This is a genomic window from Candidatus Poriferisodalis multihospitum (genome assembly GCF_028283155.1).
Taxonomy (GTDB): domain Bacteria; phylum Actinomycetota; class Acidimicrobiia; order Acidimicrobiales; family Poriferisodalaceae; genus Poriferisodalis; species Poriferisodalis multihospitum.
Genome location: NZ_JAPYOK010000015.1, coordinates 1 through 15,638 on the forward strand (window position 1 = coordinate 1; position 15,638 = coordinate 15,638).

The 15,638-nt window shown below is 68.4% G+C and carries 15 protein-coding genes and 2 tRNA genes; 7 read left to right on the forward strand and 10 right to left on the reverse strand.

The genetic code is table 11. From position 1 onward, the window contains the following. Together larC and larB are read right to left on the reverse strand one after the other, a co-directional pair. A partial coding sequence (gene larC / locus VI480_RS00320) for a nickel pincer cofactor biosynthesis protein LarC (RefSeq protein ID WP_323670815.1) occupies positions 1-1,181 on the reverse strand: 1,181 nt, incomplete at its 3' end. Next, positions 1,181-2,050: a nickel pincer cofactor biosynthesis protein LarB gene (gene larB, locus VI480_RS00325; RefSeq protein WP_323670816.1), complete on the reverse strand. Its 870-nt coding sequence runs from the start codon at positions 2,048-2,050 to the stop codon at positions 1,181-1,183. The genes larB and larC, both read right to left, overlap by 1 nt. Positions 2,051-2,068: 18 nt before the next feature. Here larB and pheA point away from each other — a divergent pair, with 18 nt between their 5' ends. Further along, on the forward strand, positions 2,069-3,046 hold the full coding sequence (pheA, locus tag VI480_RS00330; protein ID WP_323670817.1) for a prephenate dehydratase: 978 nt from the start codon (positions 2,069-2,071) through the stop codon (positions 3,044-3,046). Between the two features lie 9 nt (positions 3,047-3,055). Further along, entirely contained in the window at positions 3,056-4,357 is a 1,302-nt protein-coding gene (locus VI480_RS00335; protein ID WP_323670818.1) for a methyltransferase domain-containing protein, read from the forward strand. A 24-nt stretch (positions 4,358-4,381) separates the two neighbouring features. Here VI480_RS00335 and VI480_RS00340 read toward each other — a convergent pair whose 3' ends face one another. The 5 genes from VI480_RS00340 to hutU are packed head-to-tail and all read right to left on the reverse strand — an operon-like array spanning position 4,382 to position 10,686. After that, on the reverse strand, positions 4,382-5,845 hold the full coding sequence (locus VI480_RS00340) for an FAD-binding oxidoreductase (protein WP_323670819.1): 1,464 nt from the start codon (positions 5,843-5,845) through the stop codon (positions 4,382-4,384). 24 nt (positions 5,846-5,869) lie between these two features. Then, positions 5,870-7,048, reverse strand: a complete 1,179-nt coding sequence (gene hutI / locus VI480_RS00345; RefSeq protein WP_323670820.1) for an imidazolonepropionase — start codon at positions 7,046-7,048, stop codon at positions 5,870-5,872. After that, a complete protein-coding gene (locus VI480_RS00350; protein ID WP_323670821.1) occupies positions 7,045-8,412 on the reverse strand; it encodes a formimidoylglutamate deiminase in 1,368 nt (455 codons plus the stop codon). Before VI480_RS00350 ends, hutI begins: the two co-directional genes overlap by 4 nt. Next, on the reverse strand, positions 8,409-8,978 hold the full coding sequence (gene def / locus VI480_RS00355; protein WP_323670822.1) for a peptide deformylase: 570 nt from the start codon (positions 8,976-8,978) through the stop codon (positions 8,409-8,411). The genes VI480_RS00350 and def overlap by 4 nt, the downstream gene beginning before the upstream one ends. Positions 8,979-8,994: 16 nt before the next feature. Further along, complete coding sequence (gene hutU, locus VI480_RS00360; RefSeq protein ID WP_323670823.1) at positions 8,995-10,686, reverse strand: urocanate hydratase; 1,692 nt, start codon at positions 10,684-10,686, stop codon at positions 8,995-8,997. A 139-nt stretch (positions 10,687-10,825) separates the two neighbouring features. Here hutU and VI480_RS00365 point away from each other — a divergent pair, with 139 nt between their 5' ends. From VI480_RS00365 to VI480_RS00380, 4 genes are read left to right on the forward strand one after another with little or no spacing between them, the layout of a single operon-like run. Next, complete coding sequence (locus tag VI480_RS00365) at positions 10,826-11,476, forward strand: IclR family transcriptional regulator (RefSeq protein WP_323670824.1); 651 nt, start codon at positions 10,826-10,828, stop codon at positions 11,474-11,476. A 2-nt stretch (positions 11,477-11,478) separates the two neighbouring features. Continuing rightward, on the forward strand, positions 11,479-13,002 hold the full coding sequence (gene hutH / locus VI480_RS00370; protein WP_323670825.1) for a histidine ammonia-lyase: 1,524 nt from the start codon (positions 11,479-11,481) through the stop codon (positions 13,000-13,002). A gap of 59 nt (positions 13,003-13,061) precedes the next feature. Beyond that, on the forward strand, positions 13,062-13,313 hold the full coding sequence (locus tag VI480_RS00375; RefSeq protein WP_323670826.1) for a type II toxin-antitoxin system Phd/YefM family antitoxin: 252 nt from the start codon (positions 13,062-13,064) through the stop codon (positions 13,311-13,313). A 12-nt stretch (positions 13,314-13,325) separates the two neighbouring features. Continuing rightward, positions 13,326-13,592, forward strand: a complete 267-nt coding sequence (locus VI480_RS00380) for a type II toxin-antitoxin system RelE/ParE family toxin (RefSeq protein ID WP_323670827.1) — start codon at positions 13,326-13,328, stop codon at positions 13,590-13,592. A gap of 75 nt (positions 13,593-13,667) precedes the next feature. Here the strand turns inward: VI480_RS00380 and VI480_RS00385 are convergent, their stop codons facing one another. Together VI480_RS00385 and VI480_RS00390 are read right to left on the reverse strand one after the other, a co-directional pair. Further along, positions 13,668-14,063, reverse strand: a complete 396-nt coding sequence (locus VI480_RS00385; RefSeq protein ID WP_323670828.1) for a RidA family protein — start codon at positions 14,061-14,063, stop codon at positions 13,668-13,670. A gap of 28 nt (positions 14,064-14,091) precedes the next feature. Beyond that, positions 14,092-14,179 (reverse strand) — tRNA-Ser (locus VI480_RS00390). Between the two features lie 117 nt (positions 14,180-14,296). On the opposite strand from VI480_RS00390, the gene VI480_RS00395 reads away from it, so the two are divergent. Continuing rightward, a tRNA-Ser gene (locus tag VI480_RS00395) sits at positions 14,297-14,387 on the forward strand. 52 nt (positions 14,388-14,439) lie between these two features. On the opposite strand, the gene VI480_RS00400 is transcribed toward VI480_RS00395, so the two are convergent. Further along, a complete protein-coding gene (locus VI480_RS00400; protein WP_323670829.1) occupies positions 14,440-15,543 on the reverse strand; it encodes an LLM class flavin-dependent oxidoreductase in 1,104 nt (367 codons plus the stop codon). Positions 15,544-15,638: the final 95 nt, after the last annotated feature.

A 15,638-nucleotide genomic window follows, 5' to 3' on the forward strand; every position in this document is an offset into this window, starting at 1 on the left:
CCGTGCTTGACCCGGATGGTGTGCCCGTCGACATCGACCGTCGAGGTGTGCCGTTCGAGAGCCGTGCGCACGACGGTGCGGGCCCGCAGCCCGAGCGTGCCGGTGAGCTGCGCCGCCAGGTCCGCGAGAAGGGTCACGTCTTCGGGCCGGCACAGGGCAGTGAGCGTGTACGCAGGGCGGCCCTTCTTCATCACGATCGGGACGGCCCACGCATCCAGAGCGCCAGCGCCAAGCAGCGCATCGATGGCATGTCCCAGCACCTCGCCGGAGACATCGTCCAGGTTCGTCGCCAGTTCCACCAGCTCGGTCGTGCTGCTGGCGCCCTCCACGGCCGCCATGTCAGCGGCCAACGAGATCGCCTGCTCGCTTCTCGCAACGGTGCCGATCAGCACGCCGGTGACGTTGGGGCGGCCGGGCAGATCACGGGTGCCGGCACCGAAACCGGAGCTGGTGATGGTCATGGCCGGCGCCGCTCCGAAGTGACCGGCTAAGGCCGCAACGATGGCGGCCCCCGTCGGCGTGGTGAGTTCCATGTCGATGTCCACGCCGACGATCGGTCGGTCGGCGAGCAGATTGACAACGGCGGGCGGCGGGTTCGGCAGCACGCCGTGGGCGGCATTGATGGTGCCCTTGCCCACCGCAACCGGTCCGCAGCACACGGCGTCGACGCCGAGCGACTCGAGCGCGGCGCACACGCCCACGATGTCCACGATGGCGTCGAGCGCACCGACCTCGTGGAAGTGAACCTCGTCGGCCGGAACCCCGTGAACCAGGCCTTCGGCGACTGCCAGCGCCTCGAAGACGTCCATCGCACGCTTCCGCACGCGTTCATTCAGCGGCGACACAACGAGCAGTTCCCGTATGTCCCGCCAGCGCCGGTGATGATGGCCCTCAGGCGCATCGACGATGGCGTGAGTGGCGGCAATCTCGTTTCTGGTCACCCGCTCGACGCCCAGCTTCCAGCCGTCGAGCCCGAGCGTGTCGATCTGGGCGGTGACGAAGTCGAAATCTGCGCCCGCATCCAGCAGCGCGCCGAGCGCCATGTCACCGGCGATGCCCGACACCGGGTCGAACCAGGCCACCGTGTCGCCCGACGGTTGATGTCCCGCGGGGACAGTCGTCTCGGCTCGTGCGGGACGTGGTTCGACGACGGGCGCGCCGGCTCCGTGGCTGTCGTGCATCATCCCGCCCTGTCTCGCTGAGTTGCCGCCAGGTCCAGAATCCGCATGGCGGCCATGGCTGCGCCGAAGCCATTGTCGATGCCCACCACAGTGATGCCGGCGGCACACGACGCGTGCATGGCCAGCAGTGCCGTCACGCCGTCAAGCGCTGCGCCGTAGCCGGCGCTGGTCGGCACCGCGATGACCGGCGCAGACGCCACACCCGCGACGGCAGTGGCGAGTGCTCCTTCCATGCCCGCCACCACGATGACCACCTCGGCCGATGCCAACGTGTCGATCTCGGCCAGGAAGCGATGGAGTCCGGCGAGGCCGATGTCGGCCACCATCCCGGCATCGATGCCGAATGCGGCGAGCACCGCTGCCGCTTCAGCAGCCACCGGTCCGTCCGACGTTCCTGCAGCGGCCACCACCACTCGCTCCGGACGGGCGGCGGCGGCGCGCCACACCACCGTCGCCAAGTCGGCCGAGGGCTTGGCTGCATCGCCGGCCCCCTCAGGCTCCCGATCGGCTGGGCGATGCACCGCGCCGCCAGGGCATGCGGCCAGTGCTGCTGCGACCTGGTCGGTGCTCGCTCTGGTCAGCAGCACCGGGCCGGAGCCGCCGCTCAGCATCTCGGCCACGATGCGCGCGCACTGGCTGGGCGATTTGCCGGGCCCATAGACGGCCTCGGGATGGCCGGTGCGCAGCGTGCGGTGATGGTCGATACGAGCGCCGGCGATGTCCGCATACGGCAGCCGGCGAAGCTGCGCCAGCGCCTCGTCGGCACTCACCGTCCCGTCACGAACTTCTGCCAGCAATCCGGCGAGCTGTTCTGCGTCCATCGCCTGCCGTTCTACCCGCCGCAGCCCGGGGTCGGGTGCCTGCGGCACGGTGCGTATCCTGCCCCGATGACTGCTGCCGCTGCACCGGAGGGCGCCCCTGCCCTGTCGCCGTCGACCCGCATCGGGTACATGGGCCCGCACGGCACCTTTACCGAGGCTGCGCTGGCGACCCAACCGGACCTGTCGCAGTGCACCCCCGTCCCGCTCATCTCGGTGCCCGAGGTGCTCTCGGCGCTGGATGACGGCGAGGTCGACTACGGCTTCGTGCCGGTGGAGAACGCCATCGAGGGTGCGGTCAACGTCACGCAGGATGCGCTGGCGTTCGACTTCGACTTCCTCATCCAGCGCGAAGTGGTGGTGAACGTCCAGCTCGACCTGATGGCGCTGCCGGGCACCGCCACCGCCGAGGACCTGACGGCAATCCACACCGTGCTGTCGTTCCCGGTCGCCATCGCGCAGTGCCGTGCGTTCCTGCACACCCAACTGCCCGACGCCCAGATCGAGGCAGCCACCTCGACCGCCCTCGCGGCGCGGCGCATCGGCGAAGAACAGCTCGCCGGCGTGGCGGCGATCGCAAGCCCCACCGCGGCAGAGATCTACGGGCTGGAAACCGTCGTCGCCGGCATCGAGGACCATCGCGAGAACCAGACCCGCTTCCTGCTGCTCGCCAAGAACCAGGTGCCGCCGGCCAGCGGCAACGACAAGACCAGCATCGTGGTGTTCCAACAGCAGAACGAGCCGGGCAGCCTGCTGGGAATCCTCATGGAGTTCGAGGCCCGCCGTCTCGACCTGTCCCGGCTGGAGTCGCGGCCGACCCGGCGCGGTCTCGGTGAATACTGTTTTCTGCTCGACTTCGAGGGTCACATCTCCGACGAAGTGGTTGCCGATTGCTTGCGCGCGCTCAAGATGAAGCAGCGCGACGTCAAGTTCCTGGGCTCGTTCCCTGCGGCGAACGGCAACTCGTCAGGCCGTGAGCGCGTCAGCGAGGAGGCCTGGACCTCCTCAGACGACTGGCTGCAGTCGCTCCGCCGCCTCATCAGTTGACCGTGTCTGATGCGCCCCGACGCCTTCCGGCCGGCTGAGTTTCCACGTTCAGCGAACTACGACCCAGATTGGGTCCTCGACAACATGATGGGACCCAATGCGCTGTGGCTCACGGAGTCGCTGGCGGAGTCCATGGAGCTCAGCCCGGGAATGCGCGTCCTCGACCTGGGCTGCGGCCGGGCACTGAGCTCGATCTTCCTCGCCAAGGAGTTCGACGTGCAGGTGTGGGCGACCGATCTGTGGGTCGATGCCAGCGAGAACTACCGCCGGATCTGCGGCGCCGGCGTCGAGGACCGGGTGTTTCCCATCGGGGCCGAAGCACACGCACTGCCGTTTGCCGAGGGGTTCTTCGACGCCATGGTGAGCATCGACGCCTATCACTACTTCGGCACCGACGACCTCTACCTGGAGAGTCACCTGGCTGGGCTGGTCAGGACCGGTGGTCAGCTCGGCATCGTGGTTCCGGGACTGGTCGAAGAACTGACCTCAGCCGGGCCGCCGGAGCATCTCCAGCGCTACTGGGAACCCGCGTTCTTCAGCTTCCACAGCCCGGCGTGGTGGAAGCGGCACTGGGAAAACAGTGGGATGGTGACCGTCGAGCTTGCCGACCTCGCACCGGACGGATGGAGGCACTGGATGCAGTCGGACCTGATCTGGTCCGAACGGCTCAACAAGCCCACCGACGAGGCGGACATGCTCGCCGCCGATGCAGGGCGAACGCTGGGACTTGTCCGCCTGGTCGCCCGCCGCAACGAGCAGCCGCCAGCTCGCCTCGATGAACTGGAGCAAGGGATGAATCAGCCCGCCCATCCACTCGGTGAGATCGTGCGCGACGGCAACGGCACGACGAGCCTCCGCTTCGAACGCCTGCTGGCGCGCCCGCCCGAGTGGGTGTGGCGTGCGCTCACCGATAGCGACCAGCTCCGGCACTGGATGCCGTGCGACATCGTCGGGCCGCGGGAAGAAGAAGCCGAGGTGTCCGCCCCATTCTGGGATGACATCGTTGCCAAGTACGGCATCGAGGACACGGTGCTCGCCGGACGCATCGTCACCTGGCGCCCACCCAGCACCTTCGCGTGGGAATGGGACGACGAGCTCCTCACCTACCACCTCGAGCCGACGCCCACGGGTACACAGCTCAAGCTGACCATCGATCTCGGCAGCAAGGGGCCAGACGTGCACCTCGTGGCCGCGGGCTACCACATCTGCCTCGACCAACTGTGCGCCCTGGTCGACACCGGCGAGGCGCCACCCTTCATCGACGCCAACCCAAGCCAGTACGAAGCCCTCTACGCCCAACTCGCCGGGTAGTACACGGCGAGGAGCCGCGGCGGGTTACACCCAGGGGCAGTTGGAGTTGCGGTCGCCGAAGGTGCCGCCCGTGCGGTAGCGGTCCAGCGTGAACGGCTTGAGCTCGTCGGGCTTGTCGCCGTGCACCATCATCTCGGCGGTGAGCTTGCCCACGCCGATCATCTTGAACCCGTGGTTGGAGTCGGCGATCACCCAGGCGTTGTCGGCGACGTAGTCGAACACCGGCACGTTGTCGGGAGTGAACGCCCCGATGCCGCCGTTGCGGCGCTCCTTGAAGTACGGCCGCAGATCTTCCAGGCGCTTGAACAGCATGCCGAGGGTTGCGCAGTAGTAGTCGGCGAACCACTCCTCCGCCTGGTACTCGTCGTTCAGGTGGCCGTAGGGCTCCACTGCCGCTCTCGGCCCGATCTTGATCGGGATCGTCCCGCCCTGCAGGCCGGGGGCGCCCACCCGCTCCGCTGCGTAGCGCGTGTACGAGTAGAAGTGGTCCTTGAGGAACCGACCGTCGGGTGAATACACCGGCGTGTTCATGAGCTCGACGTGCAGCACCGGCGAGTCCTTGTGCTGGGCAGTGCGGAAGTCGACGCCGGGCGGCAGCAGCACTTCGCCTTCGAGCAGCCGCCAGTACGTCCACATGTCCATCTGCTCCTCGACGTGCCCGTCGGGGTACAGCACGTCGAGCTGGCTGGGGCCGCCGAGCCACTCCCAATGCGTCGGCGTCCACGCCCCCGCACCCACCACGACCTGCTCACACGCGATCGACCCCTGGGTGGTCTCCACCGCAGTGACCGAGCCCGAGTTGTCGAACTGGTAGCCGGTCACGGTGGCGCCGTAGACCCGCTGCACGCCCCACTGGCGACACTTCTGGTCGAGGCCCCACACGGCCAGGTGCGTGCCGGCGTAGCCGGAGCGGTGCTCGTGCAGCACCACATCGCAGTTGTCGGTCTTGAAATCGGGCCAGAGGTTGGTGAGAAAGGCGCGGGCCTCTGCACCGGTGTAGACGTCGGAGGGGTAGCCGCTGGCTGCCTGGGACGCTTGGAGCTTCAAGTAGTCGTCGGTCTGGTTGGCCTCGCCCACCGACACGTAGCCGACCTGCTGGAAGCCGAGGTTTACCGGGTCGGATTCCCACACCTCCACGCTGGCTCGCAGGATGGCGTGCAGCGGCCCGGTCATGTACATGTTGCGGACACAGCCGCAGGCCAGCCCGGTGGCGCCTGCGCCCGGACCCTGCTTGTCGATCAGCACGACGTCGCTGCCCGAGCCCTTGCCGGTGCGCTCGAGGTACATGGCCAGGTGGTAGGCGCTCGACAGCCCGTGCACGCCCGCACCCACCACCACGAAGCGGGCATGGGACGGCAGCGGCACGGCGTCGAACACCGGGATGGCGGCCGGGTTGACCGCCTGGCCGTCCACTTCCGGCGGCAGGGGCCGGTTGGCGAACGGGTACCACTGGTTGTGCTCTGTCGGATTGGGGATGGAATTGGTCATTGCTGTCCTTCTTTCAATTGGAGATCACGTGTGGTCGTCGGCGGGCGGGAGCCGGTAGTCGGCTCCCAGCGTCCGCCAGATCATGGGGACGCCGGGCCGGTACGCGAGGTGGTAGCGGTTGGGCGCGTCCAGGATGGTCACGTGAGCCGGACTGCCGTTGGTGAGCCGCCCAACGTCAGTCCGGCCCAGCGCGACTGCTCCGCCGACCGTCACTGCGGCGACGGCTTCGTCGATCGTCATGCCCATGTCGCGCACCGCCATGGCAATGCAGAACGAGATGGACGTCGTGTAGCTCGAGCCCGGGTTGCAGTTCGAGGCCATCGCCACCGTGACCCCGGCGTCGATCGCCCGGCGAGCATCCGGGTACGGCTGGCGGGTCGAGAAATCAGTCGCCGGCAGGAACGTGGCCACGGTGTCACTGCCAGCCAGAGCCTCGATGTCGTCGTCGGAGAGATAGGTGCAGTGGTCCACCGACGCAGCGTCCATCTCGACGGCAAGCTGTACTCCGGGTCCGTGGCCGAGCTGGTTGCCGTGCACGCGCAGACCCAGCCCGGCGTCCCGACCCGCCTCGAGCACCCGGCGGGACTGCTCCACGCTGAACGCACCGGTCTCGCAGAACACGTCGATCCAGCGGACATGGTCCCGAACCGCGTCGAGCATCGGCCCGCACACCAGGTCGATGTAGTCGTCGGCCCGTCCCGCGTATTCGCTGGGCAGCAGGTGAGCTCCCAGGAACGTGGCTTCGGGGGTGACCTCTGCGGCCAGCAAGGCAAGCTCGATCTCGGAGTCCAGAGACAGGCCGTAGCCAGTCTTGATCTCCACCGTGGTGGTGCCCGCCCGGTGCGCCTCGGTCAGCCGCTGGGCGAGCGAGGCAGCCAGAGCGTCGCGGCCGGCGCCGCGGGTGGCCTCGGTGGTGACCCGGATCCCGCCGCCGTCGTAGGGCTCGCCAGCCATCCGCCGAGTGAACTCCTCGGACCGGTCGCCTGCGAACACCAGGTGGGTGTGGGAGTCGACTAAGCCGGGCAGCACGCACCGGCCGGCTGCATCGAGTCGCTCGTCGGCAACGGCACCCGACGGGCCCACTGCCACCACCGTGTCGCCGTCGATGATTACCGAAGCATCGGTGAGCACGCCCAGCGGGCCGCTCCCCAGAGCGGGGTCATTGGTGACCAGCTCGCCGATGTTGTCGATCACCAGGGTCATGGCGCGGTGACCTCCGTGATAGCCGCGGCCAACTCTGTCGCCACGTCGATCGTCGTGTGCTTGCCGTCACGCACGACGGTTGTGCCGCCCACCACCAAGTGGTGCACATCGGCACTGGTGGCCGCGAAGATCGCAGCGGCCAGCGCTGTCGCGGCGTCGGTGCCCGCCATCCGTACCGAATCGAGCCTGATCGTCGCGAAGTCGGCCAGCGCGCCTGCCTCCAGGCTGCCGCCCTCCGGCCAACCGAGCGCTTCGTAGCCGCCGGATGTGGCCATCGCGGCGAGATCGTCGGCTCCGAACACGCCGCGCTCGCCAGTCGTGGCGCGCTGGTCGCCTTCGACCGTGCGGGCTTCTTCGAATATGTCGACGGCGGCGTGGGAGTCGGAACCCAGGCACAGACGGGCACCTTGACGGGCCAAGCCGGCGCTGGGTCCGATGCCGTCGGCCAGGTCGCGCTCGGTGGTGGGGCACAGGCAGCAGAACGCGCCGGCCTCGCCGATCAACGCCTGATCACGGCCGTCAGCATGGGTGGCGTGCACCAGGGTCGTCGTCGGGCCGAGGCCTCCGGCCTGCGCGATCAGGTCGATGGGAGTTGCACCGTGGACGCCGAGACACTGCTCGTTCTCCGCCGGTTGCTCGGAGGCATGGAAGTGCAGCGGGGTGCCGCGCTGCTGTGCCCAGTCCGCCGCCATCTTGATGGAGGGCGGATCGACGGCTCGCACCGAGTGCACAGCTGCGCCGACCTGCACGAGCGGGCTCGATGCCGTGGCAGCCAACTCCTCGACCCGGGCAACCCACCGGTCGGCACTGCCGTCGCTGAAGCGGGTTTGTTCGGGTCGCAGCGGCTCGTAGCCACTGTCCAGCGCGGGGTTCAGCCCGCCATGGAGGTACAGCGTGTCCAGCAGGGTCAGGCGGATGCCGGCATCTTGGGCCGCGGACACCATTGCCGCGCCCATGGCGTTGGCGTCGCCATAGCTGCCCCCGTCGGGACGGTGATGGACATAGTGGAATTCGCCGGCGACGCCGATGCCAGCCAGGGCCATCTCAGCGAACACTGCCCGGGCCAGCCGGCTGTAGCTGTCTGGGTCGAGCCGGCCCGCCACCCGGTACATCAGGTCGCGCCAGGTCCAGAAATTGCCCCGCTCCGTGTGGGTTCGGCCTCGCAGAGCCCGGTGGAACGCATGGCTGTGCGCGTTCGCCAGCGCCGGCAGCGTGAGCCCCGCCAGCGGCACCGCGCCTTCGGGCCGGACGGGCACACCTGCGCGAACCGCCGTGATGCGGTCGCCCTCGACCGCGATCACCACACCCTCTGCGACCCGGGGGCCGCCGAGCCAGGCCGTCTCGCACCAGTAATGAGCGGTCATGAACTCATCTGCTGGTTGAACCGGGTGATGCGCTCGATGAAGGCGTCACGGTGGTGCTGCTCGAACTCGTCCCAGGTGCTCAGCGTGGATGGATCAGCCCGGTCGGTGATGAGGACACCGTCGAGGTGATCGCACTCGTGCTGCCAGGTCCCCGCGGTCAGGCCACGCACGGTGATGCAGTGCTCGGCTCCTTCACGGTCGAAGTAGCGGACGCGGAGATTCACCGAGCGAAGCACGTCGCCCCGCAGCGGCACCGACAGGCAGCCCTCATTGATCACCACGGTCTCGTCGTCGAGCACTTCCAGCTCGGGATTGATGGCAACGGTCAAGGGGATCGGCGGCTTGTAGGGGTAGCGGGGATTGTCGTTCACTTCGATGACGACGACCCGGTCCGTCTCGCCGATCTGGTTGGCGGCCAGGCCCGCCCCGTTGGCGTGGCGCATGGTGTCTATGAGATCGTCGACGAGGCCCTGTGTTCGCTCGCTGGCGATCTCGCACCGCGGCACGGCTGCAGCCCGCGCACGCAACGCTGGATGCCCGATGGAGAGGATCTCCCGGACGGTCACACCCGGCGCCTAGGCCTCATGGCGCGGCGGGCCTGTCGGCGGGAATGCGCACGCCGCGCTCGGCGGCCACTTCCCACGCCCGGTCGTAGCCAGCATCGGCGTGGCGCATCACGCCAGTTCCGGGATCGTTGAGCAGCACCCGCTCCAGCTTCTGCGCGGCCAGGTCCGTCCCGTCGGCCACGCTGACCTGGCCGGCATGGATGGAACGGCCGATGCCCACGCCGCCGCCATGATGGATGCTCACCCATGACGCTCCCGACGAAGTGTTGACCATCGCGTTGAGCAGGGGCCAATCGGCGATGGCATCGCTGCCGTCTGCCATGTCCTCGGTCTCGCGGTAGGGCGAAGCCACCGATCCCGAGTCGAGATGGTCGCGCCCGATGACGATCGGGGCCTTGATCTCGCCTGAGGCGACCAGCTCGTTGAACCGCAGGCCCAGCCTGTGGCGCTCCCCGTAGCCGAGCCAGCAGATCCGTGCCGGCAGGCCTTGGAACGCGACCCGCTCGCCGGCGAGCTTGATCCATCGCTTGAGCGGCTCGTCGTCGGGGAACTCTTCGAGCACGGCCCGGTCGGTGGCGGCGATATCGGCCGGATCACCAGACAGCGCAACCCAGCGGAACGGTCCCTTGCCCTCGCAGAACAGGGGCCGGATATACGCCGGGAGAAAGCCCGGGTAGTCGAAGGCCCGCCCGTAGCCGCCGAGCTCGGCCTCGGCCCGCAGGCTGTTGCCGTAGTCAAACACCTCGGCGCCGGCGTCGAGGAAGCCCACCATCGCCTCGACGTGGGTGGCCATGGCCGACCGGGCGCGGCGTATGAGCTCGTCGGGCTGGTTGCGACGCATCTCCTCGGACGCCTCGGGCGACAGGTCGTTGGGAACGTACGTCAGCGGATCATGGGCAGACGTCTGGTCGGTGACGATGTCGGCCGCGACGCCGTCGGCCAGCAGGCGCGGCATCAGGTCGGCGGCGTTGCCGACCAGTCCCACCGACAGCGGGCGGCGAGCCTGCACTGCCTCCTCGCACCGGCGGAGCGCATCGGCATAGTCGTCGGCGACCACGTCGAGATAGCGAGTCTCCACCCGGCGGGCGACCCGCTCGGGATCGACCTCGATGCACAGGGCGACCCCTTCGTTCATGGTGATGGCCAGGGGCTGGGCGCCGCCCATGCCACCCAGACCGGCGGTGACGGTGAGGGTGCCGGCCAGCGAACCCTCGAAACGCTTGCGGGCAATGGCCCCGAAGCACTCGTAGGTGCCCTGCAGGATCCCCTGTGTGCCGATGTAGATCCACGACCCGGCCGTCATCTGGCCGAACATGGTGAGTCCGAGATGCTCGAGGCGGCGGAATTCGTCCCAAGTGCCCCAATCGGGCACGAGGTTGGAGTTGGCGATGAGCACCCGGGGCGCCCATTCGTGGGTGCGCAGCACGCCGACCGGCTTGCCTGACTGCACCAGCATGGTCTCGTCGTCGGCGAGGTCGGTCAGCGCCCTGATCATGGCGTGAAACGCCGGCCACGATCGTGCCGCCCGACCGGTGCCCCCGTACACGACCAGTTCGTCGGGACGCTCGGCCACGTCGGGATCCAGATTGTTCTGCAGCATCCGGAAGGCGGCTTCCTGGGGCCAGCTCCGGCAGGTCAGCGAGGTGCCGGTGGGGGCTCTCACCCCGCCGGGCGGGGCATCGGCGGCGTGCTGCGTGCTGGAAGCCATAGACGACCTCAAACTGCGAGATGTGCGGTGTGCCACACGTTAGTGAGTGGCGGCCTATGCTGTCAATATGCAGCAAGACATTTCAGTATCTGAAATAAACGCTGTCACTCCCCTGCACAGGTCGCGTTCGGCAGAACGGGTGCTGGCGCTGTTGGACGCGGTCGTCACCAGCGGTGAGCTCAGCCTGACAGCGGCTGCATCTCAGACCGACATGCCGGCAAGCACGGCGCTACGGCATCTGCGGGTGCTGACCGACCGCAGCTATCTCGTCAAGGGCAGTTCTGGCTCGTACTCGGTGGGTCCGGCGTTCGTGCGCACCGCCTTGGCGTCGCTGCAGTCGGGTCCCTACGCCCGGCTCCGGGCGGCAGCCCAACCCGAACTCGAGCGGCTCGTCGAGGCCACTGAGGAGTCCGCGTATCTGGCCGTGCGCGACGGCGACGCCGCTGTCTACATCGCCACGGTCGAAGGCCGCCGGGCCATCCGTCATGTCGGCTGGGTGGGCCGTTCGGTGCCCATCGAGGGCACCGCTGTGGGCGAGGCACTGCTTGCCGCGCCGCTGGAGCCTGGCGCGCGTCCCGCTCCCATCTTCAACACCGGTGCCATCGAGCCCGACGTCACCGCCGTGTGCGCGCCGATCGGCGGCCCGGCAGGCCCGATCGGGGCGTTGTCCGTGCTGGGCCCTGCGGATCGACTCACCGGCGCCCGCTTGCAGACGGCGGCCGAAGCCGTGACCGCAGCGGCGCTCGCCACGTCGGCCGCGCTGGCGTCAGTCCCCGTGGAGGCGACCTAGCCGTGGAACTGGATGGCCCTGGCGTCACCGTTTCCGATGTCGTCGCGGTGGCCCGCCGCCGTGAAGAGGTCCGACTCAGCGATGCAGCACTGTCTCGCATGGCCGCCGCCCGCGGCATCGTCGAAGCGCTGGCCGAGGGCGAGCCGGCCTACGGGATCTCCACCGGCTTCGGCGCCCTGGCCAACACCACGATTCCCGCCGATCGGCGGGTCGCCTTGCAGCAGTCGCTGATCCGCTCCCACGCCGCCGGGATGGGCCCGCCGGTCGAAGCCGAGGTGGTGCGGGCCATGATGTTCCTGCGTGCACGCACGCTCGCCTTCGGAGCCTCGGGAGCGAGACCGCAGGTGGCACAGACGCTGGTGCGCCTTGTCAACGCAGGCATCGTGCCTGTCGTGCCCGAGCACGGCTCGCTGGGCGCCAGCGGCGACCTTGCCCCACTCGCACATGCTGCGCTGGTGCTGATGGGCGAAGGCGAGGCCCTGACCGGTGACGGGGGCACTATCGGCGGCGCCGAGGCCCTGTCCGCGGCGGGCATCGAGCCCTTGGTACTCGCCGAGAAGGAGGGTCTGGCCCTCACCAATGGCACCGACGGGATCCTGGGAATGCTGTGCCTGGCCGTCCACGATCTGGGCGGGCTGCTGCGCGTCGCCGACATCGTGGCCGCCTGCAGCGTGGAGGCGTTGCTGGCCACCGATCGAGCCTTCGCCGCCGACTTGCTGGCGTTGCGGCCCCATCCCGGCCAGCAGGCCAGCGCTGCCAACCTCCGCGCGGTGCTGGCGGGCTCGCCCATCGTGGCCAGCCACCGTCATGACGACGACCGTGTGCAGGACGCCTACTCCATCCGCTGCACCCCCCAGGTGCACGGCGCAGCCCGCGACACCCTCGACTTCGCCGCCGAGGTGACCGATCGAGAGCTGGCCTCGGCGATCGACAATCCGATGGTGATGGAAGACGGCCGGGTCGAGTCGTGCGGCAACTTCCACGGGGCACCCGTCGCACTCGCTGCCGACTACCTCGCCATCGCCGCGGCCGAGGTCGGCGCCATCGCCGAGCGCCGCATCGACCGGCTGCTCGACGCCAAGCGTTCCCACGGACTGCCGTCGTTCCTGGCCGACGACCCCGGCGTGGACAGCGGCCTGATGATCGGCCAGTACACCGCGGCAGCTCTGTGCGCAGAGAATCGTCGCCTGGCCTCGCCGGCAGCGGTCGACTCGCTGCCCACCTCCGCCATGCAGGAGGATCACGTGTCGATGGGCTGGGGGGCGGCCCGCAAGCTGCGGCGGGCGGTCGCGAACCTACGACGCATCCTCGCCATCGAATGGGTGACCGCAGCTCGCGGCATCGAGCTGCGGGCGCCCCTGCAGCCCGCAGCGGGCACCGCAGCCGCGCTCAAGCTGCTGCGCAGCACAGTGCCGGGCCCAGGCCCCGACCGCTGGCTTTCCCCCGAGCTCGCCGCAGCCGATCAGCTGCTCACCGACGAAGCTCTTGTGCCCGCAGTCGAATCAGCCACCGCCCCCCTGACCTGAACTAACTCAGCCACGGGCAGGCACTTCTGCATGGGCACATCGTCATGTACAATTTGTACATGACGGAGATCGCGTTCAGTGATGCACGGAATCGTCTGGCCGATGTGATCACCGAGACCAGCCGGTCCGGCGAACCGATTTCCGTGACAAGGCGCGGCCGTCGTGTTGCAGTAATTCTCGGTGCCGACGCGTTTGACCAACTCGTCGACCGTGCCGATGAGGCCGAAGACCGCCGCGAACTTGCCGCGGCCCGAGCCGAGGATGACTACGTGCCGTGGGAAGAGGTCAAGGCTGCCCTCGGGCTCGAGTGAGCCGGCACATCAGTGAGCCAGTACACGGTCGAGATCTCCCGCCGGGCGGTCAAGACGATCGCCGGGCTCGGACGCGCTGACCAACTCCGGGTTCGGGCAGCGATCGACCTGCTGGCGGACGAACCACGTCCGCCTGGCTGCGTGAAGCTTGCCGGTGAAGCGGCTGCGTACCGGGTGCGGGTAGGCGATTACCGGATTGTGTACGACGTCATCGATGACCGGCTCGTGATCCAAGTCATCCGGGTTGGCCACCGCCGCGACATCTACCGAAACCCCTGAACTCGCCGCTGCCGACCAGATGCTCGCCGGCGAGGCACCGGTGGCCGGAGGGAAGGAGGCTGCGGGCTTCGCGGCTCAATCGGCGGCAGTGGCCTCGATCTCAATCATGAGCCCGGGGAAGGCGAGCTGGGTGGCCCCGATCAAGGTCATGGGAGGGGTTGCGCCCAGCGGTCCGAACCGCTCGCCGAACACGCCGAAGTTCCTCAGAGCATCGTCCATGTCGGTGACGTAGACGGTGAGTCGCGTGATGTTCGTGAGATCCATGTCAGCGGCATTCACGACGGCTTCGAGATTGTCGAGCGCCAGCGTCATCTGGCTTCGCATATCCCCGGCGTGTTGCGGCTTGCCCTCGGCATCCACCGATGTCTGACCTGCGCAGACGAGTTGCCTGCTCGCTCCCTCGATGATCTCGGCTTGGTTGAATCCGAAATTCAGTGACCATGGCCACGGGTTGACTGGCGTCCTCTTCATTGCGTCGTCTCCTTTGCTCTGAACGACTTGGCGGAGGGAGGGGGATTCGAACCCCCGGAGGCTTGCGCCTCAACGGTTTTCAAGACCGTCGCAATCGTCCACTCTGCCACCCCTCCGTCGGCCAACCTACCGGCCCGCTTCAGGCTCATTGGCGGGAATTGGGATCGCTGAATCCCGCTGGTTGGGGTTATCTTGAGTCGGCGCGGCTGCCGCCCGAGGGCTCGGCCGCACATGGAGAGGTGGCCGAGTCAGGTTGAAGGCGCTTCCCTGCTAAGGAAGTAACTGCCGCAAGGTGGTTCGTGGGTTCGAATCCCACCCTCTCCGCACCCGTGAGACCGCCGTCAGCAACGCTGCGATGAGGCCGCGTCGGCGTGGGCTAGCCGCCCTGCACCACAGGAAGAACCTCAGTCTCCAGCAGCCTGCGCGCAACCGTGCCCTCGGGTGACGCATACACGTTCTCGTTGAACTGGCCCGAGAGCAGGACCTTGTCGATGCCCATCGACTCCAGCTCGTTGAGCTTGGCGATGCAACGGTCCGGCGTGCCGACCACGCCGAACCGGTCCATGAAGTCGGCCGGGAGCGACGCTGCCTGCGGCGACTCGTTCCGCGAATGCCCGCCGAAGTCGTAGACCTCGTGCAGCGTGTGCAGCGTCTTCGCCGTCTCTTCGCTGGTCGGCCCGACCGGCGTGCCGCCCTGCATCACCTGGAAGCGAGCGAAGACCGACATGGGACCCCTGATCAGGTCGCGTGCGGTGTCGGGGTCGGCGTGGCACGCCATGTTCAGGTACGCGCCGAACTTCACACCGTCAGGATCGAGGCCGGCGTTGCGTCGGGCCGCCTTCGCGACATCGATGCCCCACGCGAGGCGCTCGGGGTCGGCGCCGACAGCGAACATCACCCGATCGGCATGAACCGCCGCGATACCGATCACCTTCGGGCCGGTGGCGGCCACCTCGACGGGAACCTTGCTGCCGTTGGTGCCGAGCGAGTCTTCGCTGAGCGTGCCCCATGCCATACGGCTGACGCCGGGCCCCTCCGCAAGCTCCAGCGCATCGGCCGGAGCGGCGTACTCCAGCGGGATGTCGATCTCATCGAAGGGCACGTCGCCGCCGCTGAGATATGCCTGCAGCTGCTTCAGGTGACGCTCGAAGTGCCCCAGGCGACCGGGAGCACGGCCGAGGTGCACCAGACACGAGTCGCCCCGACCGATGCCGAACTCGAAGCGCCCGCCCGAGACTTGGTCAATGCTGAGGCACGCGGCTGCATTCACCGCCGGGAGGCGGGTCACCGAATTCCCCACGGCAAGCCCGAGTTTGAGCCGCTCCGTCGCGGTGGCGGCCAGCGCCAGTGCGACGAAGCACTCGCCGCTGAGGTTCTGAGTGTCGACGACCGCCAGTCCGCTCCAGCCCCCGTTTTCGGCTGCCTTGGCCACGTCCCTGATCTGCAGCGGCGCCGGAAATGCGTGAAGCCAGAGTTCCATTGTCGTCTCCTGCCGTTGTCGTGTGTCGGCCAACGCACGCTAGTGAACGGCCTTGGCATGCGCCCGGGGACGGCAGGCTGAACGTGCCCCACGCC